This window comes from Arachidicoccus rhizosphaerae (assembly GCF_900107765.1).
Lineage (GTDB): Bacteria > Bacteroidota > Bacteroidia > Chitinophagales > Chitinophagaceae > Arachidicoccus > Arachidicoccus rhizosphaerae.
Map to the genome: position 1 here is coordinate 1 of NZ_FNQY01000040.1, position 23,617 is coordinate 23,617.

At 42.0% G+C, this 23,617-nt stretch carries 19 protein-coding genes and 2 pseudogenes; 14 read left to right on the top strand and 7 right to left on the bottom strand.

Annotated elements, in window-relative coordinates; translation table 11 throughout:
- Window positions 1–268, top strand: a pseudogene (locus BLU80_RS19610) (hypothetical protein); the annotation flags it as partial.
- 179 nt (window positions 269–447) lie between these two features.
- Here the strand turns inward: BLU80_RS19610 and BLU80_RS19945 are convergent.
- The 3 genes and pseudogenes from BLU80_RS19945 to BLU80_RS18800 all read right to left on the bottom strand — a co-directional run.
- A pseudogene (locus BLU80_RS19945) lies at window positions 448–1,545 on the bottom strand (IS256 family transposase); the annotation flags it as partial.
- 113 nt (window positions 1,546–1,658) lie between these two features.
- A complete protein-coding gene (locus BLU80_RS18795; RefSeq protein ID WP_091401446.1) occupies window positions 1,659–2,660 on the bottom strand; it encodes a YpdA family putative bacillithiol disulfide reductase in 1,002 nt (333 codons plus the stop codon).
- An 88-nt stretch (window positions 2,661–2,748) separates the two neighbouring features.
- The gene (locus tag BLU80_RS18800) at window positions 2,749–3,492 is read right to left on the bottom strand and encodes an MlaE family ABC transporter permease (RefSeq protein ID WP_211481911.1); all 744 of its coding nucleotides are present in this window, start codon (window positions 3,490–3,492) and stop codon (window positions 2,749–2,751) included.
- A 270-nt stretch (window positions 3,493–3,762) separates the two neighbouring features.
- On the opposite strand from BLU80_RS18800, the gene BLU80_RS18805 reads away from it, so the two are divergent.
- A complete protein-coding gene (locus BLU80_RS18805; RefSeq protein WP_091401448.1) occupies window positions 3,763–5,091 on the top strand; it encodes an MATE family efflux transporter in 1,329 nt (442 codons plus the stop codon).
- Window positions 5,092–5,122: 31 nt separating this feature from the next.
- Here the strand turns inward: BLU80_RS18805 and BLU80_RS18810 are convergent, their stop codons facing one another.
- Window positions 5,123–5,785: a GDSL-type esterase/lipase family protein gene (locus BLU80_RS18810; protein WP_091401450.1), complete on the bottom strand. Its 663-nt coding sequence runs from the start codon at window positions 5,783–5,785 to the stop codon at window positions 5,123–5,125.
- 207 nt (window positions 5,786–5,992) lie between these two features.
- On the opposite strand from BLU80_RS18810, the gene priA reads away from it, so the two are divergent.
- A complete protein-coding gene (gene priA / locus BLU80_RS18815; protein ID WP_244519023.1) occupies window positions 5,993–8,563 on the top strand; it encodes a replication restart helicase PriA in 2,571 nt (856 codons plus the stop codon).
- 30 nt (window positions 8,564–8,593) lie between these two features.
- On the opposite strand, the gene BLU80_RS18820 is transcribed toward priA, so the two are convergent.
- Window positions 8,594–9,574: an EamA family transporter gene (locus BLU80_RS18820; RefSeq protein ID WP_091401452.1), complete on the bottom strand. Its 981-nt coding sequence runs from the start codon at window positions 9,572–9,574 to the stop codon at window positions 8,594–8,596.
- A 165-nt stretch (window positions 9,575–9,739) separates the two neighbouring features.
- Between BLU80_RS18820 and BLU80_RS18825 the strand changes: the two genes are divergently transcribed.
- From BLU80_RS18825 to BLU80_RS18840, 4 genes are all read left to right on the top strand, one after another.
- Window positions 9,740–10,537 (top strand): hypothetical protein, encoded by a 798-nt coding sequence (locus BLU80_RS18825; protein WP_139188213.1) that lies wholly within the window; start codon window positions 9,740–9,742, stop codon window positions 10,535–10,537.
- A 2-nt stretch (window positions 10,538–10,539) separates the two neighbouring features.
- Entirely contained in the window at window positions 10,540–10,974 is a 435-nt protein-coding gene (locus tag BLU80_RS18830; RefSeq protein WP_091401455.1) for a hypothetical protein, read from the top strand.
- 314 nt (window positions 10,975–11,288) lie between these two features.
- On the top strand, window positions 11,289–13,745 hold the full coding sequence (locus BLU80_RS18835) for a TonB-dependent receptor family protein (protein WP_170831299.1): 2,457 nt from the start codon (window positions 11,289–11,291) through the stop codon (window positions 13,743–13,745).
- A 10-nt stretch (window positions 13,746–13,755) separates the two neighbouring features.
- Window positions 13,756–15,303 carry a PepSY domain-containing protein gene (locus BLU80_RS18840; RefSeq protein ID WP_139188215.1) on the top strand — a complete coding sequence of 516 codons (1,548 nt, stop codon included), beginning with the start codon at window positions 13,756–13,758 and terminating at the stop codon, window positions 15,301–15,303.
- 65 nt (window positions 15,304–15,368) lie between these two features.
- Here BLU80_RS18840 and BLU80_RS18845 read toward each other — a convergent pair whose 3' ends face one another.
- Both BLU80_RS18845 and BLU80_RS18850 read right to left on the bottom strand, forming a co-directional pair.
- Window positions 15,369–16,415, bottom strand: coding sequence for an ABC transporter permease (locus BLU80_RS18845; RefSeq protein ID WP_091401459.1), 1,047 nt, complete (start codon window positions 16,413–16,415; stop codon window positions 15,369–15,371).
- Between the two features lie 115 nt (window positions 16,416–16,530).
- Window positions 16,531–17,628: a vWA domain-containing protein gene (locus BLU80_RS18850; protein WP_091401461.1), complete on the bottom strand. Its 1,098-nt coding sequence runs from the start codon at window positions 17,626–17,628 to the stop codon at window positions 16,531–16,533.
- 307 nt (window positions 17,629–17,935) lie between these two features.
- On the opposite strand from BLU80_RS18850, the gene fbaA reads away from it, so the two are divergent.
- The 7 genes from fbaA to BLU80_RS18885 all read left to right on the top strand — a co-directional run.
- Window positions 17,936–19,009, top strand: coding sequence for a class II fructose-bisphosphate aldolase (fbaA, locus tag BLU80_RS18855; RefSeq protein ID WP_091401463.1), 1,074 nt, complete (start codon window positions 17,936–17,938; stop codon window positions 19,007–19,009).
- A gap of 141 nt (window positions 19,010–19,150) precedes the next feature.
- Entirely contained in the window at window positions 19,151–20,209 is a 1,059-nt protein-coding gene (gene rfbB, locus BLU80_RS18860; RefSeq protein WP_091401464.1) for a dTDP-glucose 4,6-dehydratase, read from the top strand.
- An 18-nt stretch (window positions 20,210–20,227) separates the two neighbouring features.
- Entirely contained in the window at window positions 20,228–20,764 is a 537-nt protein-coding gene (gene rfbC, locus BLU80_RS18865) for a dTDP-4-dehydrorhamnose 3,5-epimerase (RefSeq protein ID WP_091401466.1), read from the top strand.
- Window positions 20,765–20,785: 21 nt separating this feature from the next.
- The gene (rfbA, locus tag BLU80_RS18870; RefSeq protein WP_091401468.1) at window positions 20,786–21,640 is read left to right on the top strand and encodes a glucose-1-phosphate thymidylyltransferase RfbA; all 855 of its coding nucleotides are present in this window, start codon (window positions 20,786–20,788) and stop codon (window positions 21,638–21,640) included.
- A 33-nt stretch (window positions 21,641–21,673) separates the two neighbouring features.
- Window positions 21,674–22,720, top strand: a complete 1,047-nt coding sequence (locus tag BLU80_RS18875; RefSeq protein WP_091401470.1) for a Gfo/Idh/MocA family protein — start codon at window positions 21,674–21,676, stop codon at window positions 22,718–22,720.
- 210 nt (window positions 22,721–22,930) lie between these two features.
- The gene (locus BLU80_RS18880) at window positions 22,931–23,329 is read left to right on the top strand and encodes an acyltransferase family protein (RefSeq protein WP_091401472.1); all 399 of its coding nucleotides are present in this window, start codon (window positions 22,931–22,933) and stop codon (window positions 23,327–23,329) included.
- Window positions 23,330–23,341: 12 nt separating this feature from the next.
- Window positions 23,342–23,617 (top strand): transposase (locus tag BLU80_RS18885; protein ID WP_139188216.1); only part of this gene is annotated, 276 nt, incomplete at its 3' end.

Below are 23,617 nucleotides of genomic sequence, written 5' to 3' on the forward strand. Positions count from 1 at the left end.
CACCACTAACTTTATTCCTAAAGGAAGGCAGAAGCCTGCTTTGGTTGAACAATCTAAAACGATGCGGGCAGCGCTGAACCGTCAAAGGGGCACGGTCCTGGAAGGAAGTTTTGGCAATGAGAAAAATCACTATCATTTAAATAAAATCAAAGCCAGGAACCAGTCTACCGAGACCTGCTGGATCTTCTTTGGCATCCTTACAGCAAACGCATCCATTATCAGCAAAAGAATGCAACAGGCCGCACAGATTAAAAGCACAGCGGCCTAGAATTAGCACGCTTATCTTATCCAACCGGGCTAAATAACAGCTCCGATGGTCTTGCTATGTCCCGTCTACAAAAAATCCTCTCTTAAATTCCGTTTTATGGAAAAAAGAGAGGACTTATTAGTTTAATATTTAATATGTGGCAACTCCTTTGGAGAGTTTACAGGAACACCCTATGCTAAATATATCAGCTTTAATAACGCGTCATCGTTGGGAAAAGCGCCCTTTGTTTTGGTCACTTTCCGTATCTGCCTATGAAATCCTTCCACGGTATTGGTTGTATAAATAATACGTCTGATATCGGGAGAATACTTGAAATATGTTGATAACTTATGCCAGTTATCACGCCAGGAGTTAATGACGATTGGATACTTTTTCTGCTATTTATCCGCAAGTTTTTCCAGGTGCAGTTCTGCTAAATCTTTGGTTTCAGCTTTATAAACAAGCTTCAATTCTGCCATGAACTCTTTTTGATCCTTAGTCGCTACATACTTGAGCGAATTACGTATCTGATGAATAACACAGCTCTGCACCTCTGTTTCAGGAAACATACTAAGAATGGCCTCCTCAAAGCCTTTTAAGCCATCAATACAGGCAATCAATATATCTTTCACTCCACGGATCTTCAGATTGGTGAGCACTGTTAGCCAGAATTTAGCGCCTTCATTCTCTGATACGTACAGACCCAACAAATCCTTCCGACCTTCTTTATTGATTCCTAGTATGTTATAAACAGCTCGGCTTTTTACCTCGCCATTTTCGCGCACCTTATAATGAATCGCATCCATCCATACAATTGGATAGACTTCCTCTAATGGCCTATTTTGCCATTCTTTGATGACAGGCAAAATACGGTCAGTTATTTTGCTTAATGTGTCGTGGGACACCTGAACATCATAAAGCTCCTCTATGTGCTTTGAAATGTCACGCAGGCTCATTCCAATGCCATACATGGCTATAATGCGTTCCTACATTTGTTCGGCTAATACAGTCTCCCGTTTTTTAATTAGTTCAGGCTCAAAACTACCATTACGGTCACGGCTTGTCTCCAGTTCAAATTGACCATCAGCAGTTTTAATGGTTTTACGCACCTTACCATTCTTCCTATTAGGTTCTTCTTCTTTGGCTATATGCTCTTCCAGCTCTGCCTCCAACGCTGCTTCGAGAAGCTGTTTGATTAACGGTGCAAATGCGCCATTTTTACCAACAAGGCTTTTACCTGCTTTAAACTGTTCAAGGGCTTTCTGCTGAAGTGCCTTGTAATCGATCTTTTCGTTCATTTCTGTCATCATATCAGGTTTTAAAATTAATAATTAATTTGATATGACACAGTTTAAATTACACCCTCAGCCTAAACAAATTTTAGGTTCTTCCTGTATCGCACACAATTCAATTATGTCTTTGATTGTTCAAGATTGCTATCATCCTTCAATTCAGTAGCAATTTGCCCCACAATCTTCTCTGCGTGTATCCTAGAGTTTTCTATAAACCATTTATGGGTATTTAGACCTCCGCAGACAACGCCCGCCAGATATAAGCCCGGCACATTTGTCTCCATACTATCTGCATTATGATCCGGCAAACAGGCATTTTCCCGGTCAATTTGAATCCCGAATCTACCCAGCATATCAAAATCCGGCCTGAACCCCGTCATGGCAAGGACGTAATCATTAGGTAAGGTAATAATGGCTCCTTCTTTATTTTTAATAATGACTTCCTTTTCTTTTATTTCTAATAGCTCTGACTCAAAGTAAGCCTTAATACTACCTTCTGCAATCCGGTTTTCAATATCAGGTTTCACCCAATATTTAACTCTCTTGCCGATTTCTGTCCCCCGGATTAACATCGTTACATCGCCGCCTTTACGCCAGATTTCCAGTGCAGCGTCCACGGCAGAATTATTGGCACCCACCACCAGGGTCTTTTCCATAACATAGGGATGTGCTTCTTTATAATAATGATGCACTTTAGGTAAATCTTCTCCCGGAATATCCATATAAATGGGCACATCATAAAAACCGGTCGCAATTACCACTTTTTTGGCTTGATAGCTCCCTTTATCAGTCTGCACCAAAAATAGTTCGTCCGGCTTAGTAATTTGATCCACCTTTTCATATAACTGCACATTCAGGTCAAAATACTGCGTTACCTGCCGATAATATTCAAGTGCTTCCTGGCGACCAGGCTTGGGGGTCAGACACATAAAAGGAAGGCCTCCAATCTCCAGACGATCGGCCGTGGAGAAAAAGGTCATAAAAATAGGGTAATTAAAAAGAGAGTTTACAAGGGCCCCTTTTTCTATAATCAGATAGTCCAGGCCTGCTTTTTTCGCCTCTATGCCGCAGGTTAGCCCAATTGGACCGGCGCCAACGATTAAAATATCTACTGTTTTCAATGTGTGTTGTCTTTTAGCGCTGACCGGCCATTAAAAACAACCGGCAGCTGTTAATACAATGGATCACAGGACTTTGCTGTAAGGCTGCTTACAACAAGACAGCGGCCAAAATATAATCCGCGATAAGAATGGTGATACAGCTCGTTACAACGGCCTTGGTACTGGCACGACCAATTTCCAAGGAGCCTCCTTTGACATGAAATCCATAATATGCGGAAATACTGCTGATTAAAAAAGCAAAAGTATAGGCTTTGATCATGGCAAATACCACATTAAACGTACTAAAGCCCATGCGTAAACCTCTGTCAAATACATTGGGAGATATGATTCCCGAAAATTCACCGGCAACCCTTCCTCCCCAAATCCCTACAATGCAGGAAATCAAAATCAAAATAGGCATCATAATAAAAGAGGCGGCTATTTTAGGGAATACCAGGTAGGAATAGGGGTTAATTCCCATGATTTCCAACGCATCAATCTGCTCTGACACCCGCATATTACCGAGTTCTGATGCGACTTTACTGCCAATCACACCAGCCAGTACGATACTTAGAACCGTAGGGGAGAGCTCCAAAAGTATACTGTCTCGGACAATTTGCGCAATCGTCGTAAGCGGAATCAATGGGCTGACCAGCTGGTAAGCGGTCTGCACAGTGGTAACTGCCCCCAGAAATATAGAGACAATTAATACAATAGGTAAGGCACCGAACCCGATTTCATAGCACTGGCTGACAAATTCCTTCCAGTACATTTTAAAATTCTCAGGTCGGGTGAACATGGTTTTAATCATGATCAGATACTTACCGAACTCCGTTAAAAATGCTGAAAACATATAATATTGTTTCGCCTGCAATTTACTGATTAAAAACAAAAAAGCATTGGATGTCAGCTTATTCTTAGATAAACCTTATACTTTAGGTCGCAGTCACGATTCAGGCAGACATATTTAATATTAATTAAATATAAGGCATAACTTCCGTAGTTTTTTCTATAAATGTCCTTATTAACAGGAGATAATCCTTTTAATTTTAACCCTTTGGTTCCAAAAATTACTTTAGCTTTGTTCCCCCTTTTATTCTAAATCAATCAGGCGGTAATAACTATGCTCAAGCAACAGGCCATTAAAACCTGGAAACTTTCCACACCTATTATTTTTGGTGAACTGACCCAGATGTCTCTGGGTCTGATAGATGCTGCCATGGTTGGCTCCATAAGTTACAAACAGCTGGCAGCCTCCGCTCTGGTCAACAGTGTACTGGTCATTCCATTTGTTTTTGGTATAGGCCTTACCATGTCCATCTCCCAAAAAGTAGCTGCAGCTCATGGCAAAAAGGACGGACAACAGGTTTCCCATTATTTATACAATGGTTTTATTCTTTGTTCAGTTGCGGCCTTATTGATCAGCGGGTTATTGGAAATGGGCAAAAACATTTTATTTCATCTGGATCAGGATCCGGAAGTAGCAAGGCTTTCTGTTCCCTTTTTAAGACTGGTTGGTTTTTCTGTGATACCAACCCTTATGTTCATGTCCATAAAGCAGTTTACAGACGGGTTAGAAAAGACAAAGACCGCGATGATCCTTTCTTTACTGGCCATGCCACTGAATGTATTTTTAAACTGGCTGTTGATTTTTGGCAACTGGGGAATGCCCAGATTAGAGCTGGTAGGTGCCGGACTCGGGACACTGATTACCCGTATCATTATACTGATGGCTATGATTGTGGTATTATTCACGCATCCACTTTTCAGAAGATATGTTGCCGTGCGTAAAAATCAGTGGAAATTAAAGCTCCGAACCCTGAAGGAGCTCTTACATATTGGGATTCCGAGTGGCCTGCAGGCAGGCATCGAGACAGGCGCCTTTGCGGTTTCTGGTATTATTGTAGGTACGCTGGGGGCTATTGAGCTGGCCGCCCATCAGATTGCCCTGCAATGCGCTTCCCTTACCTTTATGGTATCTCTGGGTCTGGCACAGGGCTGTTCCATCAGAATAGGCAATGCGTTTGGACGAAAAAACTGGCCCGAGATTTCAACAATAGGGAAAAGCACGTTTTATTCTGGCCTTATTTACGGATTAATCTGCGCTATTTTGTTTATTGGACTGCGTAAACCGCTCTCTCAGATTTTTAATGACGACGGCCAGGTGATCGCCTTAAGTTCCATGCTCATGTTTTATGCGGCCGTTTTTCAGATTTCCGATGCGACTCAGGCCATCGGTGTTGGCAGCCTCCGAGGGATCGGTGATGTAAAAATGCCTACTATTTACATGGCAACGGCTTACTGGGTTTTTGGTGTTCCCATCGGCTGCCTGCTCACCTTTGTCTTTCATTTCGGGGTAACAGGCATCTGGATCGGATTTATCTTAGGGCTTTCCTTTAACTCCCTATTCCTTAATAAGCGTTTTCAAAAAATGGTCCGTCAGCATTGCTGACGAACCATTTTTTAATCTTTCAGACCAGCGTTTACTTGGTCAGATAGGGTTGAATCTCCTCTTGCCATTTCTTATACCCGGCAGGCTTCATATGTAGCTGGTCATTTAAAAACAGGGTGGTGTCCACCTTACCGCTACTGTCTTCCATGGCTTTTGTAATATCAATATACTCAGCATTGGATTGCTCTTCCAAAAAATCTTCAATTAAACTATTGGTCTTTTCAAAACGATCCCAGGCATACTTGCGGCTAGGGCTGAACTTAATGGAAACATAACCGATATTGGCCTGAGGAAGTTTTTCCCGGATCTTATCAAAGAGCTGATGAAACCTTTCAAAAACAGAATCTGCGCTAATGGTCTTATCATAATCAAAATCGTTCTCGCCACAATAAATAATCACCTGTTTGGGCTGGTAGGGGTAAATGATCTTATCCGCATAATAAATCAGATTGGGCAATTGAGAGCCACCAAATCCCCGGTTAATAATGGTATATCCTGGAAAATAATTGGAAACATCGGTCCACTTTCTAAAAGAAGAACTCCCGACAAACAAAATGGCATCCTTTGGGGGCATATGCAGGCTGTCTTCATGTAAAAAATGCCCGATTTCTCCGTTAAAAGATTCATTGGACTGACTAAAGGCAGGGGAAATGGCCATCAGACCCATCACCACCAGAGACCATAATTTCTTCATAATATTTTCTTTTACAATATGATAAGAGCAAATTACCCTTCATCAAATATAAGCAGAGTTACCGCTTTAACAAAGGAGTTTAGAATCAGTTAACATATAATCCGTTGTCGGATCCAACAATTGCAGCAATGTTTTCCTACAAGCCAACTATAGTTTATCTTCGTCTTAGCACGGGAGAACAACAGCAAAAAACAGGAAATATTAAGCATGGTAACACAGGACAACAAGAACACTCAACATACAGATAATCAACAAAATATGCCAGCCCAGACGAGCAACTTATTTGAGAGCGCCCAGACAGGTAAACCTAGATTGTATGCAGAAATCATTGTTCCACTACACCTGCCGAAAAACTATACCTGGGAAATACCAGAAGAGCTTATTGCAGAAGCTGCCATCGGACTCAGGGTAGAGGTTGCACTAAGAGGTAAAAAATACACCGGCATCATAAAAAGATTGTTCAATAAGGCTCCCGAATCGTTTACACCGCTGCCTGTATACAGTTTACTGGACAGCACCCCCATAGTCACACCTACCCAGTTAAAATTTTGGACATGGATGGCCAATTATTATCTGGCCAGTGAAGGGGATGTGATGCAGGCAGCCGTCCCCAGCAATTTCAAACTCTCCAGTGAAAGTATTATCAGACTGGCAGAGGATATGGACGGCCAGGACAGAACAATCGAACTAGATCAGGAAAATGACTATTCAGATGAAGAGTATTTATTAGCAGAAGCGCTACAGATCAGAAAAGAATTAAGATTCACAGAAGTTCAACAGATACTGGAAGGCAGGCGGATTTATAGTGTCGTTAAAAAACTCATTGACAGAGGTATCTGTTATATAGAGGAATCGCTCAAAGAAAAGTATAAAGAAAAAAAGGCCATTTTCATCAGCTTTCATCCTGATTACCAAAAGGAGGAAAACCTGGAGATCCTGCTCAATAACTGGAAAGGGGCTCCTACGCAGCTGAAGATTTTAATGTTGTTAAGGCATATGGCCTTAGGGGAAGGGGATGTTTTACAAACCGCTTTGCTTAAAAAAGCAGAGGCATCCGCGACCACCTTAAAAACGTTATTGGATAAACAAATACTGGTTGCCGAGAGCAGGTCCATAACCCGTCTTCCGGAACTAACGCCATTTATTGAAATGGATTTCACCCTGAGCAGCGCACAACAGCATGCCCTAAATCAGCTTCAGCAACAAATGCAGGATAAACATGTCAGTTTACTGCAGGGGGTGACGGCCAGCGGTAAGACCCAATTGTATTTTAAGCTGATCGAACAGGTCTTAAGGAGCGGTAAACAGGTACTTTATCTCTTACCGGAAATAGCGCTGACCTCTCAGATTATCCGCAGGCTCCAGCATCATTTTGGCGGCCACGTAGCGGTTTATCACTCCAGATTTAATCCCAATGAAAGAGTGGAACTCTGGGAAAAAGTTTTAAGAAACGAGGTACAGGTCGTCCTGGGCGCCAGGTCTGCTTTGCTTTTGCCCTTTAAGGACCTTGGGTTGATCGTGGTGGACGAAGAACATGATAGTTCCTACAAACAGCAAGATCCCGCCCCAAGGTATCATGGACGGGACGCAGCCATTTATTATGGTACCTTATTTGAAAATTGTCCGGTTTTGCTTGGCAGTGCCACCCCTTCGCTGGAATCGTATTATAATGCCCAGGCCGGCAAATATGGATTCGTAGAACTCAGCCAGCGGTATGAGAACGTTGCGATGCCCGCCATTGAGCTGGATAATTTAAGTCTGATTACAAGAGAAATACCCAGACCTATATTAATATCTCCCAGACTGGAGGAGGAAATCCATCTGGCCATAAAAGCACATAAGCAGGTTATATTATTTCAAAACAGAAGAGGCTATTCTCCCTATCAGATCTGTAACAATTGTGGTTGGATACCGCAGTGTAAACACTGCGCAGTATCGCTCACCTATCATAAAAGTAAAAACAAGCTGCTTTGTCATTATTGTGGTACAGAATATCCATTGATAACCACCTGCGTTGCCTGTGGCAGCCACGATTTCCAGCGAAAAAAGTTCGGTACCGAACAAATTGAAGAGGCTGTCGCCGCCTTATTCCCAAAAGCCAGGGTGGCCAGAATGGATTACGACAGTGTCAAAGGTAAATATGGGCATGATGCCATGATTCAATTATTTGAGTCTCAGAAAATAGATATACTGATTGGTACCCAGATGGTCGTAAAAGGGCTGGATTTTGAACAGGTCAGTCTGGTAGGTATATTGGACGCTGACGGCCTTTTGAATTTTACAGATTTCAGGGTGGGAGAGCGAGCTTTCCAGCTTATGGAACAAGTGAGTGGCAGAGCGGGCAGAAAGGACGGATTGGGGAAAGTGCTGATACAGGTCTTCAATATTCATCATCCTGTTTTGCAGTTCGTTCAACAACATGATTACCCGGCTATGTATGCGCAGGAGATTACCCACCGAAAGGATTTTAATTATCCGCCATTTACCAGGCTGCTACGCCTGACCTTTAAGCATAAAGATACGCATACGGCCAGGCAGGCCGCAGTCATTATGGCCCAGGGATTACAACAACTTCCGGCCCTTGTCGTATTGGGGCCGGCCGCAGCGCCCATAGAGCGCATCCGGGGACAATATTACTGGGAGATGCTTATTAAAATCCCCAAACAAAATGGGATGCTGAGCGCCTGCAGAAAAATCATAGATCAGCAAATGGCTATTTTACAATCTACAAAACAATATGCCAGAGTCATTCTATCCGCTGATGTTGATCCGGTATAAGGGCAATATTTCAATCGCAAAATACATATCCTAGGTGCGATGCTGTCCGTTGGGTTTAGGTTCAATATTTACAATAATTATGGCGCCTAATATAAACAGAATACCCGCCAATTGCCAGAGACTGATATTTTCCTGCAAGACAAAATATCCGCAAAGTGCCGCTGTCGGCAGTTCAATGCTGCCTAGAATACTACTAAGTGCGACCCCTATCTTAGGGATGGCAGAAGCAAAAAGCAGGGGCGGAAGCACCATACCAAAAAATCCAAGCAGTAATCCGCTCACTGCGACTTGTTTCAAATAATTTGGTAACGCCTGATGATGCATCAAAGACACCAACTTACCAAATGGCGGAAAAACAGCCATAATAAGTAGGACGACTCCAAGGACGACCCAGGAGCTTTTAATGACTGCAGGCATTTCATTGCCTACATGTCCATTCGCCAATATAAAAACGGCATAAAAGAAACCCGCCAGTAATCCGTAGGCAATACTACTCCAGGCAATGTCTACTGTGCCCCGCTGACCTATCAGCCCGGAACCTAAAATAGTCCCCAGAAGTACAATACCAACAAACAACCATTTACGGCCGGTAACCGGGATTTTAAAAATGAAACGCTCCAGCAAAATACTCATCCAGGTATATTGCATCAGCAAAATAATAGCAATGGAGGCCGCCATATGCTCCACACATTTGTAATAACAGATACTAATCGCACCAGAAGCCATCCCGGTTAGTATCAACCTGAGTCTAGTCGAAACCTTATTTTTAATTTTTAACTGCTCAATACCGGCTGCTGAGACACGCCTTATCCTACCGCCGCCATTCAACAAGGCTGTGCCTTTATATATCAATAAAAACAACCACAAAATGGCGGCTCCGAAATAAGCCTGTGCACTGGTTACATCAGCCAGCGACAAACCTTTTTCATAGGAAAGCTTGACAAAAGTGGATAAAATTCCAAAGCTGCAGCCGCCTAACAGGACCAAAATTATATTACGCCATTTTTTCACTCAAATAAAGATAGGTATTTATATTTATCCGACTGAGAAATAGAAAGACAACCCAATTTTATGAACAATGGTTAGCCTTTTATTCGAGACCTATTCTAAAAACGATATATCCGGAAAATTTTTAACATCCGCTTGCAGATTATCCCTTAAATTGGATGCATATTTGTGAACACAAGAAAATATATGCATTTGAAGCGGATTATATGTGTTTTAATTTTAATATCAATAGGAATAGTAGGGGCCAAAGCACAGCGCCTGATTCGCGGACATGTTTATGGTGCCCGTACCACCACCGATCCGGTGGATTCCATGCAAATCAGTACCTATAGGGGCGTAGTTACATTTTCAGATGCAACCGGTTTTTATCAAATCAGTAGTGAAAACCCTAATAAGGATACCCTGTATGTGTCTTACAAAGGAAGGCGCATTATGGCCTATCCGATCAGTATGATCACCACTCCGGAGAAATTTGATATTTATTTACAAAACCCCGCTTTTTATGATGACAGTTATTTTAACCAGCTGGAAGATGTAAAGGTGAACGCCCGTAATTATCATACAGATTCACTGGAAAAAAGGAGGATTTACGGTGATATCTTCGATTATACAAAACCGAAATTCAGTCCGCTGCATCCTGTCAGTTCTGCCATAAACGTATTCAGACAACCTTATTTAAACCGGCAGAAAAGATATCAGGAATTTGCCGTCAGCAGTGAACAGGACGGTTATATAGACTCAAGGTTTACGCCAACCCTGGTCGCGAGCCTCACCGGCATTGAAGATGACGTAGAACTGCATACATTTATGAAAAAATACAGACCATCCTACGACCAGCTAAAGGGTATGGTTGATTTATCTTTAGGTCAGTATATTATTGACTGTTATAAAGTGTTCAAGGTGCAGGGAGCAAGACAGCCGCAAATGTCTGCCGACAGTTCAAAAACTGATCAGGATCATAAATAAAATTGATACATGATTTTGCCAAAAGTCTGTATAACCTTAACTTTGCGGGCAAATCATTGATTATAAAATCAGCCGTTACCATATTTTTGATATTACTGCTTAACTGCCAGATATTTAATAACTTTCTGGTGATGGCCACTTTTTATGCCAATGAAAATTATATTGCCGCAAACCTTTGTGTCAATAAAGATCATCCGGAAATGCATTGTAATGGACATTGCCAGCTGGATAAAAAACTCCACGAAGACCAGAAACAAAATCAGCCTAATCCTGATAAAAAAGTCAGTTTTGAGGTAACCGTCTTTATAAAGACCGCTTCAGATCCGGTGGGCAACATTGGTTCATTTATTACCATTACCCCTCAATATGGTATTCCGGCCATATTTACCAGTCAGTCTTATCAAAAAAGACTGCTACATCCTCCTGCGAGCTGTTAATTTCAATTTTTCATTTTAATCAACGTCCGTATGGCGCCAGGCCTTGGCTGAATGGTGCTATTACCAAAGGACTTCTTGTGTCCGGCAGGCAAAGACCAGGTAGCAATACCTGGAGCAGTCATGCAGTTATACTACTGACATACGCGATAATTTAGTGTCTGTAGCGCTGTAATACCGGGTACTGACCTTACTGTTTTTCCATAAAATGATTATATCCTGATGGGGCAGATTGACTCATTAAGGGTAGCGGCCTTTCTATGCTAATCTTTAAAAGAGAAGAATACGCCACAGCGTATACTTACAAAAATACAACTATGCAAAAGCTCTTCAATATATTGAATTCCTACTGTTTGCGCGTCTGCTTTTTATATGTCCCTAAAAAATGGCCGGGAGCCGGATGGACATGCAAAATCTTATTCTTACTCATTATAAGTATCACTTCCATCTTCAACAGCGGATACGGGCAACAAACTGGTAGTTTCCAACAAATAAAAGGTCAGGTGCTGGACCAGTTTACAGGCCTTCCAGTACCAGGTGTTACCATCAGGTTTCAGACGAGTTGCTGCTGCGCTGACAACGCCGCTACATGCCAGTGTATTTCAGATACAACGGGTAATTTTTCCATGGGATACCTTAACAGTAGTACCGGCTGCAATATGCCTGTGGAGGAAAACCAACTGCAAATGGATACACTTTACATCAGTGCAGCCAGTTATCTTCCTTTTCAACTCATTAGAAGTCATAAGGAAATTGACCACCCCTTTACAGCCTATCTGACACCGCTGGAAAATAACCTTTCAGAGGTTTTGGTCACCGCCGCCAGGTTCCGGCAAAACAGATCTGATATTCCGGCCGCCATTGGCGTGATAGATTCCTTACAAATCGCTTTGAGCAAGGCTACACAGATTGACCAGCTGATCAACAAAGTCCCGGGTGTATTTATGGCTGATTTAGGCAATGAACAGCATGAAATGAGTATCCGCCAGCCCATTACCACAAAAAGCCTCTTTTTGTACCTTGAAGACGGGCTTCCCATCAGAACATCAGGGCTGTATAACCACAATGCATTATTAGAAATGAACCTTGCCGCCACTTCAAGAATTGAAGTGTTAAAAGGACCTGCTTCTGCGCAATACGGACCGGAAGCCGTAGGAGGTGCAGTTAATTTAATCTCCGTTGCACCACCTGAAAATTTATTGGGAAAAATTACCGCTGAAGCTGACAACAATGGCTATAAAAAGACTGCTTTGCAAATCGGAGACACTTTTGGGAAATTCGGGATGAACTTGAGCGGTTATTATGCCAATCGGCATAACGGACCAATTGATTTCAATGATTACCATAAGACCGCCTTTACACTCAATACCGTTTACAAGATTACCCCTTCCTTAAGCTGGCAGAACAAAGCAACTTATGTGGATTACTACGCCGATATGTCGGGCTCTCTGGACAGTACTGCTTTTGCAGCCAAAAATTTTACCAGCCATTATCAATTTACCTATAGAAAAGTAAGGGCCTTTAGAGCCAGCTCTGTGCTGACTAAAGAATGGAATAACAATAGTTCCACCAAGCTTTCCTTTATGTACAGGGATAATCAGACCGGGCAAAATCCTGCCTACAGAATTAAAGACGACAAAAACAATCCCCTTAAGGCCACGGGCGAGATTAACATGAATGCTTTTAAGAGTTATGTCGGACTCCTGCAGCACCGCCAACAATTCAACTGGCATAACAGCAGCCTTATAATGGGTATCAGCGCTGACATCAGCCCCAGTTATTATACTGCTAACTATATAGAAGTGAATAAAAACGCAGCCGGAGATTATTTTGGCTTTAATAACCCTGATTCCTTATTGACGGATTATAATACCCATATTAATAATTATGCGGCTTTTTTACAATGGCAAATGGATATACTGCAAGGGCTCCGACTCACCCTGGCAGGCCGCTATGACCGTTTTGATTATGATTTCACCAATCATCTGCCTGTTACCTCTGTCAGCGGAGCGCCTTCCTCTGATGTCAGCTATAATCATTGGACCCCTAAAATAGGATTGAATTATAATCTGAAACGGCTTGGTTTTTATGCCAGTTATGCAGAAGGATATGTCCCCCCTCAGGTTACAGAGTTGTTCAACAATGTCAAAGTCCCCTTTTTAAAACCCCAGATATTTCATAACTACGAAATCGGAGGCTGGTTACATTTATATAAAAACACATGGGGTCTTGACTGGAGCCTGTACCACATGCTCGGCACTAATGAAATTATCTCGTACAGAAATTCAGACGGCTCTTCTGAAAACAAAAATGCCGGTAAAACCGCACATAGCGGATTGGAACTTGGACTCAATTATCAACCGGATCATCAGTTTCAGGTTCGCTTTAGCTCAACCTTATCCCGACATAAGTTCCAAACGGAAACCCAAAATGGCATACAGCTGGACGGCAATCAGATGCAGGCCGCTCCCCGTTTTTTAGCAAATGCCTCCATTACTTACAGACCTGATTTTGTAAAAGGACTGTATATTCAGCCCGAATATCAAAGAGTGGGCAGTTATTATATGGATGACGCCAATACCACGAAATACAATGGCTTTAATCTGGTTAATCTCAGAACAGGCTTCCAATGGCATAAAGCAGAAATCTGGGTTAATGCCGTTAATCTACTTGATAATTATTACGCCACTGTCGCGACCAAATCGTCCTATGGCTATAGTTATAATCTGGGTATGCCCTTTACCTTAACTGTCGGACTTGCCTTCCATTTTTAAAAAAGATGCCATGCAATTAAAAAAATTATACCGGCTGCATCGGTGTCTGAGTATTTTTATCGGAATACCCATGTTATTATGGGCAGTAAGCGGCCTGATGCACCCACTTATGACCAGTGTCAGGCCGCACATAGCCACCCAGGCAAGCCCAAGTACACCTATACCCGTCTCATTAATCCAAAAGGCCATACCTGTCAAACAGCTTTTATTAAAGGTAGAAATTAATAAAACGACCGGAATCCGAATTATACAGCTGGACAGTATTTGGTATTATCAGGTCCTGCAAACTGTAAACGGCCAAAATAATAAACAAACCGATGTCCGCTATTTTAACCTGCAAACCGGCGTAGAACTTAAAAATGGCGACCAGCATTACGCCGTTTTTCTAGCCAGGCATTTTCTGTCCGCTCAGCCTGCAGATCATTCGCCGGCTGTTTTATCGGTCCGGGAAATAAAAAACTTTACCGACGAATACAGTTATGTAAACCGGCTTTTGCCGGTCTGGCAGGTACAGTTTGCCAGGGAGGATCAAATCGGCATTTATGTGGATACACGTAGTGGAAGTTTTGCCTTTGCAATAGATAATAACCGCCGAAATTTTAACCGGTTTTTTGGCTGGTTTCATACCTGGTCCTGGATGGATAGGATGGCGGTACTTAAAGCGGTCATTATCGGTTTAATTTTATTGCTGGCATTAACGACTGCGGGACTTGGTATATATCTATCCTTTAAAACAAAAGCAGCAAAAGCCACAAAAAACAAGCTGGTCCGGGCAAGGAAACTGCACCGGGTGACAGCCATTTTCGGGGCTGTATTTTTTCTGAGCTGGGCATTCAGCGGCCTTGTCCATGCGGTTCAAAACGCCAGAACCCCCTTTTACATTCAGGCCATCGGAGATCCAGTTATGAAAACTGCTGCTCTTCCGGATAATTTAAACGATCTTATTAATCAACAGTTTCTGTCCGGGCCTTTAACATTCTTAAGGTTATTTAGTATAAATGGCCAGTTCCTTATTAAAACGAATCGTACCCAACCGGGGTCAGCAGCCAAAGACCTGATGGTGGCACGTAGCGTCAGTCCGGGAGCTAATCAATTTTTTCGGATTTACTGTTCAAAAAATGCCCTGCATACAGGTATTCTCGAAGCAGTCCCGGAAAAGCAAATAGCCTCTGATTTGGCTGGTAGGATTTTTTGGCAAAATAAAGAAAGTGCTATTTCCCCCGACACATCAACATTTAATCTGGACTACCTTACGCATTTTACCGAGCAGTACAATTTTTCAGATAAGATTCTGCCTGTCTGGCAAATCAGTAAGAAGAGCGCCGGTTCCAATCCCGTATTTATTGATGTCAATACCTGCAGTCTGGTGAAAAAAGCGGATCATTTCAAACAGACAGATGCGCTTATTTTCGCCTTTTTCCATAAACATGAATTTATGAGTTGGGCGGGTAAATCCGCCAAGGATGCCAGCACCATTATAGGTGTGCTTATGCTAATCAGTGTCATTGTTATTGGCTACCGGCTCTTTTTTATTCGTCAGAAGCGCTCCAAAAATTAAGAACAACAGGATCACTAACCATAAAGCTGAAGATTTGGCAAAAGCAAACGGTCCGATCTTCAGCTTTAATGCAATTTTACCCTAGGATCCAGCACCGTATATAACAGATCTGATAATATATTTACGATAACAAAAAAAGTGGCCGTGATTAAGACACTGCCCATCACCACCGGGAAATCAAGATTTTCGAGGGCGTCTACCGTGGTTTTTCCAATTCCTTTCCACCCAAAAATATACTCCACAAAAAAAGAACCAGCCAACAACTCGGCAAACCAACCGGTAATGGCAGTGGCCACGGGGTTCAAGGCATTGGGTAAAGCATGCTTCCAGACTACCATTTTTTTAGGAAGGCCTTTTGCATAGGCCGTGCGGATATAATCCTTGCTCAGCACATCCAACATGGCACTTCTGGTTAACTGGGCGATGATGGCTAAAGGCCGGATTCCCAACGTAAGGGCAGGTAACCAGAGGTTTTTCAGAGCCAGGTGTTTTCCTGATACAACATCATAATCATACAGACTCCCTGTCATAAAAAGGCCGGTATACCGATGGAGTAAAAAACCAAAAACATAGGCAATCACAATTCCCATAAAAAAGGACGGGGCAGAAATACCCAGCACACTGGTAAAAACGGCCGAACTGTCCATCCAAGTATTTTGTTTAACGGCAGAGATTACGCCCAGCAAAATACCTATAATCGTAGCAAAAATCATGGCCGAAAAAGCGAGAATCATGGTCCCAGGTAATGCCTCTAATAAAATGTCCATAACAGGCCTTCGGTTCTGATAAGAACGTCTTAAATAAGGGACTTTAATACCCAATTTCAGATCGCCTCCGACAAAAAGCCCATGCAGACTCTTTTGTTGAATATCCGCTTTGGTGGCCACACCGATAGGGGACACGTCATTGAGATAAAGCGTAAACTGTTTCCATTTTGGCTGATCCAAGGCCAGTTCTTTGCGCACATTGGCGAGCGTTGCACTGTCACCCGTCTGACCGAGTACCAGTCTTGCAGGATCACCAAAACCCTGAAATAAAAAAAAGACTACGATGACCACGCCCACCAGTACCAGGACACCGTACCCCATTTTCTTTAAGACAAATGACAACATATTATTCAAATAGGACTTTTTGTTAGCGTCCTTTCTATAAAATTAAAAATCAATAAACCACCTGCATTATGCCGCTGATACAGGTTTAAAGATAGTAAAGGAATTCCAAACATCCTCAGTCATAAATCCGGCGCTGCTTACCACTCTCAAAATCCTTAAATATAAACGCCCCCAGATTATCAAGGCTGGCAAAATAAGCTTTGCCGTTATTGGCTTCCGTAAATTCTGTAACAAACTGTTGTAAATAAGGGTCCGAGGCAATCATAAAGGTAGTGATATCTATTTTTAGCTTTTTACATTGAACGGCCAGGTTAATGCAACGATTAGTAATCTTTCTATCCAACCCAAATGCATTTTTATAATACCGGCCTCCAATTTTCAGGCAGGTAGGCTTGCCGTCCGTAATCATAAAAATCTTTTTATTCGCATTTTTTCTTCTGCGCAAAATATCCATCGCCAGCTCAATACCCGCTACCGTATTGGTATGGTAAGGACCTACCTTCAGGTAAGGCAAATCCTTAATTTCCACCGTCCAGGCATCATTACCGAATACCACTATATCCAGGGTGTCTTTCGGATATTTTGAGGTGATCAGCTCACTGAGCGCCATCGCCACTTTCTTGGCCGGTGTAATTCTATCCTCTCCATATAAAATCATGGAATGCGATATATCAATCATTAAAACGGTGGAAGTCTGGGCCTTAAAATCTGTCTCCCTGATTTGTAAGTCCTTTTCTTCCAGGCTAAACTGGTCCAGCCCGTGGTTTATTTGTGCACTACGAATGCTTTCCGTAAAATCAATCTGTTCCAGCTTATCTCCAAACTGATAGTTTCTCGTATCAGGACTGATTTCATCACCCTGACCTGGTTTTTTTGTCAGATGTTCACCGCTTTTGGATTTCTTAAGTTTACTAAAAATCTCTTCCAGACTTCTTTGCCTTAAAGATTGCTCCGATTTTGACGTTAATGTAAAATCCCCCTGGACAGGATCTTCTTTCAGATAACCATTATCCTTAAGGTCCTGAATAAAATCACCCATGCCATAATCTTTGCCTGTTAAATGAAACTGCTTGTCCAGCTCCATCATCCAGCGCAAAGTTTCTGCGGCATCTCCATTAGTATAGGGGAGTAGCTGCATAAATAAATCCAATAATTGTTCAAACTTGGATTTTTCTGCTTCCGGTTTATATTTTGAGAAATTAAAGCCTTCCATAGGTTGTTTTTAGGCAACCGCCTGTTATATAAATTTAATTCAGCAGTAAGTTACATCGATTTTTTTGTTTGGCATAGGGTTTTAACGGGTGAGTGGAATTTTGATTAAATTTAAACAAATGAGTATTAATAAAATATAAAGCTTTTTTCCTTCATAGTCATTAAAAGACTACAGGAGGCCATGGAAAGTCATGGAATCTTAAGCTTTGAGCATCAAACACCTAACACAAGTTAGGTTGTTCATTTGGCAAAACATCAGTAAATTGCCGAGATTTCAAACATTATTCATTACAAATTAAAATTTTACAATGGCAAAGTACAGAGCAGGCGTCTTACATGGCGAAGAAGTAGCTGCCGTATTCAGCGATGCAAAGGCAGGCAACTTCGCCCTTCCTGCAGTTAACGTAACCGGTACAAATACCATTAACGCCGTGCTGGAAACAGCCGCAAAAGTTAATTCACCAGTTATTATTCAATTCAGCAATGGTGGTGCGCAGTTTTTTGCCGGTAAAGGCATGCCAAATGATAAATTGCAGGCCAATATCAGTGGCGCCATCAGTGGAGCTCTGCACGTGCATAATGTAGCAAAATATTATGGCGTACCTGTAATCCTTCATACAGACCATGCTGCTAAAAAATGGTTGCCCTGGATTGACGGTTTAATTACAGCGGGTGAACAATATAACAAAGAGAAAGGACAACCCTTATTCAGTTCTCACATGCTGGATCTCAGCGAAGAGCCGATTGAGGAAAATATAGCCACTTCCGTTGAATTCTTCAAAAGAATGGCTCCATTAGGTATGTGCCTGGAAATTGAACTGGGAGTAACCGGAGGGGAAGAAGATGGTGTTGATAACTCACATGTAGACAACTCCAAATTATATACACAGCCTGAAGAAGTATTTGAAGCCTATCAGGCCCTGGCTAAAGTAGGGGACTTATTCACCATTGCAGCTGCATTTGGGAATGTACACGGTGTATATAAGCCAGGCAACGTGGAATTAACGCCAGCCATCCTGAAAAACAGTCAGGTATATGTTGCTGAAAAACTTGGCTTGGCCGCAGACGCCAAACCTGTTTCTTTCGTATTCCATGGAGGTAGCGGTTCAGAAAAATCTCAGATTACGGAAACTTTGGGATATGGCGTCGTAAAAATGAACCTGGATACAGATATGCAGTGGGCATTTGCTGACGGTGTATTTGACTATTACAGAAAAAATGAAGCTTATCTTCAGGGTCAGTTAGGTAACCCTAGCGGCGAAGATGCGCCAAATAAAAAATACTACGATCCACGCGTATGGTTACGCAAGGGAGAGGAATCCTTTGTTAAACGCCTGGAAGAAGCTTTTGGCGATTTAAATTGCCTGGGCAAAAACGCCTAATTATTAATTCTTTAGGTAAATCTTTATCAAAAGTTCAAACGGCCTTAAAACTGTTTGAACTTTTTGTTTTTTATAATTGTATTTCAGCTTTTTTAGTCAAAGCGGACTATATTTGTTTGAAATAGCAATTTATTTATATCTATGGCAGATAAAACCATTATAATAACGGGAGGCGCCGGATTTATCGGATCTCATGTAGTTCGCCGGTTCGTCAACCAATACCCTGATTACCAGATAATCAATTTAGACAAATTGACGTATGCAGGCAATCTGGCTAATTTGAAAGACATAGAAAATAAACCGAACTACCGGTTTATAAAAGCGGATATTACCAACAGCCAGCAGATGCTGGATATATTCACCCAGGAGCAACCAGATGGCATTATACATCTGGCAGCAGAAAGCCATGTAGACCGTTCCATCAGTAGTCCCCTGGAATTTGTGCTGACCAATGTTGTAGGAACAGTCAATTTACTGAATGCCGCCAGAGCTACCTGGAAAGATAATTATGACAATCACAGGTTTTACCATGTCTCCACGGATGAAGTTTATGGCGCCCTTGGTAAAGAAGGCATGTTCACGGAACAGACGGCATATGACCCTCATAGTCCTTATTCCGCTTCCAAAGCAAGTTCGGACCATTTTGTCAGGGCTTATCATGACACATATGGTTTGAATACCGTGATTTCAAATTGTAGTAATAATTACGGTTCACATCATTTCCCGGAAAAACTCATTCCCCTGGCCATCCACAATATCCAGCATCAAAAACCCGTTCCTATTTACGGTAAAGGGGAAAATATCCGAGATTGGTTATTTGTGGAAGACCATGCACGCGCTATTGATCTTATTTATCACCAGGCAGCGTCGGGGTCAACCTATAATATCGGAGGACATAATGAATGGACCAATATCGATTTAATCAGGCTTTTATGCAAGATCATGGACGAAAAATTAAATAGAACACCGGGTAGTTCAGCACAATTAATCACTTTTGTGACCGATAGGGCAGGACATGATTTAAGGTATGCCATCGATGCCGATAAACTGGAAAAGGACTTAGGCTGGAAGCCCAGTCTGCGTCTGGAAGAAGGCCTCGAAAAAACCGTAGACTGGTATTTATCCAATCAGGATTGGTTAAATAATGTCACCAGTGGGGATTATCAAAAATATTACGAACAGCAATATAGTGGCAGATAAAATCTGCATGAATCATTTATGGAAATAAAAGAAACATATTTAAAAGGGTGCTACACCCTACAACCATGGGTCTTCACCGATGACAGAGGATATTTTTTTGAAAGCTATAACCAAAAAGCTTTTACTGAGCTGACAGGATATAGTGCAGAATTCGTCCAGGACAATCAATCCTTATCCTCTTTTGGAACTGTCCGGGGTCTTCATTATCAGAGTGGTGCCCACGCGCAGGCTAAACTGGTCCGTGTAATTGAAGGCAGTGTCTTTGACGTAGCTGTAGACTTGAGAAAAGATTCCTCCACCTATGGACAATGGTTTGGCGTAGAATTATCCGGCCAGAATAATCTCCAGCTTTTTATACCCAGAGGATTTGCGCATGGATTTTCAGTGCTAAGCGAAAAAGCCCTCTTTAGCTATAAATGTGACAATTTCTACCATAAGGCCTCGGAGGGAGGGATCCGATATGACGACCCGACGCTGGGCATTGACTGGCAAATACCAAAGGATAAAATGATCCTTTCTGAAAAGGATTTATTGTTGCCGTACTTTAACGTATAATCTCATAAATCATTTACCCCCATGAAAGGAATCATACTGGCCGGAGGTTCCGGAACAAGGCTTTATCCCATCACTCTGGGCATCAGCAAACAACTTATGCCTATTTATGACAAGCCAATGATTTATTATCCCCTGTCGGTGCTGATGATGGCAGGAATCAGGGAGATTTTGATCATAACTACTGCGGAGGACCAGGCAGGCTTTATCCGGCTTCTGGGAGATGGCAATAAATGGGGATGCCGGTTTGAATATGTTATTCAACCGGAACCCAATGGACTGGCACAGGCTTTTGTCCTGGGAGCAGAATTTATTGGCACGGATAAAGTAGCACTGATTTTGGGTGATAATATTTTTTATGGAAGCGGCCTGGCCAAACTTCTGCAACAAAACAATAATCCAGAAGGTGGCGTTATCTATGCTTATCAGGTTAGCGATCCACAGAGATATGGTGTGGTAGAGTTTGATGCAAATAATCAGGCTATTTCTATTGAAGAAAAACCAAGTAGCCCAAAATCCAATTATGCCGTTCCCGGACTCTATTTTTATGATAATTCAGTAGTGGAAGTCGCTCGTCATATTCAACCCTCTGCCAGAGGTGAATATGAAATCACGGATGTCAACCGGTATTACTTAGAACAGGGCACCTTAACAGTGGGTGTGCTGAGCAGGGGAACCGCCTGGCTGGATACAGGTACACATGATTCCATGATGGAGGCATCCCAATTTGTCCAGGTCATTGAAAACCGACAGGGTTTAAAAATCGGTTGCCCTGAAGAAATTGCCTACCGCATGGGGTTTATCGATAAAGAACAACTTCAAAAAATTGCAGAGCCATTAAAGAAAAGCGGTTATGGAGAATACCTGCTGAAACTCTAATATAATAAGCATCCAAAAAAACATCAGACAATAGTGAGCGACAGACGTATAAATGTGGTCCTAATCGGGTATGGTCATATAGGCAAAAGACATGCACGAGTCATAAGTGAAAGTAATGATTTTGAGTTAAAAGCCTTGATAGATCCGCATCATGTAAATCGTCCGGATTCCCTATCCCCATCGGTTCAGTTTTTTAATGAACTAGAAGATTTTATCGCGGACAATGAAAAGTTGCCGATGGGTGAGCAAGTTCGACTTGCAGTCATTGCCACCCCCAACGGTTTACATCAGGCGCAAATTGATATCTGTTTAAATAACGGCCTGGATGTAGTGGCCGAAAAACCCATGGTATTAAACAGTCAGGTGCTAAAAGAGCTGCAAAAAAAGGCGTCAGAAAAAGGACGACATTTATTTCCAGTTGTTCAAAACCGATATGCAAAGATTTCCAAATGGTTATATTCTCTTCTAAAAGAGGACGCATTGGGAAAAGTCTATATTATTCAGATAAATTGTTTATGGAACAGAGATGAGCGCTATTACCAAAAAGGAAGCTGGCATGGAGATTTAGCACTCGATGGCGGTAGCCTTTATACCCAGTTCCTTCATTTTATAGATATGCTTCACTGGCTGTTCGGTAAACCAGTAGTTAAATCCTCCGCCTTATATGATTTTAATCATCAGGAGTTATCCAGTTTTGAAGATTCCGGTATGATTCAGTTTTCCTTTGACCAGGGAGTAGCCAAGGATGCGATGGCTACCATGACCTTCAGTACCGCTGCCTGGAGCCAGAATGCGGAGAGCTCTCTTACAATTATTGCGCAGAAAGGTTCAGTCAAAATCGGTGGGCAGTATATGGAAAAATTGCAATACGCGGTAGGCCATAATTTCCCCGAACAAGCACAGTTACAGACAATGCTCATGGAAGATCCTCAAAAAGAAAAATACGGTGCTGCCGCCGGTCATTACCAATTCTATGAACAACTGGCTAATTTTTTTAATGGAGCGCCTAATGAACTGCCAACAACCGCTGAAGCTTGCGAGGTAATAGAATTAATTGAACAGGCTTATCAGAATAGATAAAATATTCTTCCTTACATTTTTTCAAAACAAATTAAAATGGACAATCGTCGGATTTGATCCCTTAAGGCAACAATTCGCATCCTGGAGAAGGGGCGTGTCCTTAGATATAACCGGTGTCTTTTCTCACGACACCGATTAAATATCCATTTTTCTTTGTTATATTTACAATTAACAAATTAATTCCTTACTTTTTAAATCCGCCAGTAGTATATGACGCAAAACGCCAGTGCCATCCCTACCAAACCTCATTATGCCATTTTAGATGGATTGAGAGGTGTTGCCGCTGTAATAGTGGTGTTATTTCATACATTTGAAGCACATTCAGAGGGGCCACTTACGCAAATCATCAACCATGGCTATCTGGCCGTTGATTTCTTTTTTGTCCTGTCAGGATTTGTCATTGGATACGCTTATGATGACCGTTGGCAAAAGCTTACTATAGGAGGTTTTTTCAAAAGAAGGTTACAAAGATTACAGCCTATGGTGATTATAGGTATGCTGATCGGCGCCATTTGTTTTTATTTTGGAGACTCCTCCCTTTGGCCGGAGATTCACTATAATGGACCCCATTTTTTGGACAGGTTAATAAGATATAACTTTATAACGTAAAACCTTTCAAAAATGAGTAAAACAAGTCGCAGGAAGTTCACCTCAGAATTCAAAACCAAGGTCTGTTTGGAAGCCATTAAAGAGCAACAGACCATAGAAACACTAAGTAAGAAATATGACATACACCCCACTCAAATAAACACGTGGAAAAAAGAGTTTTTAGCCAAAGCTAGTCTCGTTTTTGAGAAGGATGCACCTGCTGATCAGTCTGAGGATCAGGCCTTAAAAGAGAATCTATATGCAGAAATAGGAAGACTTAAAATAGCTAATGATTTTCTAAAAAAAAAG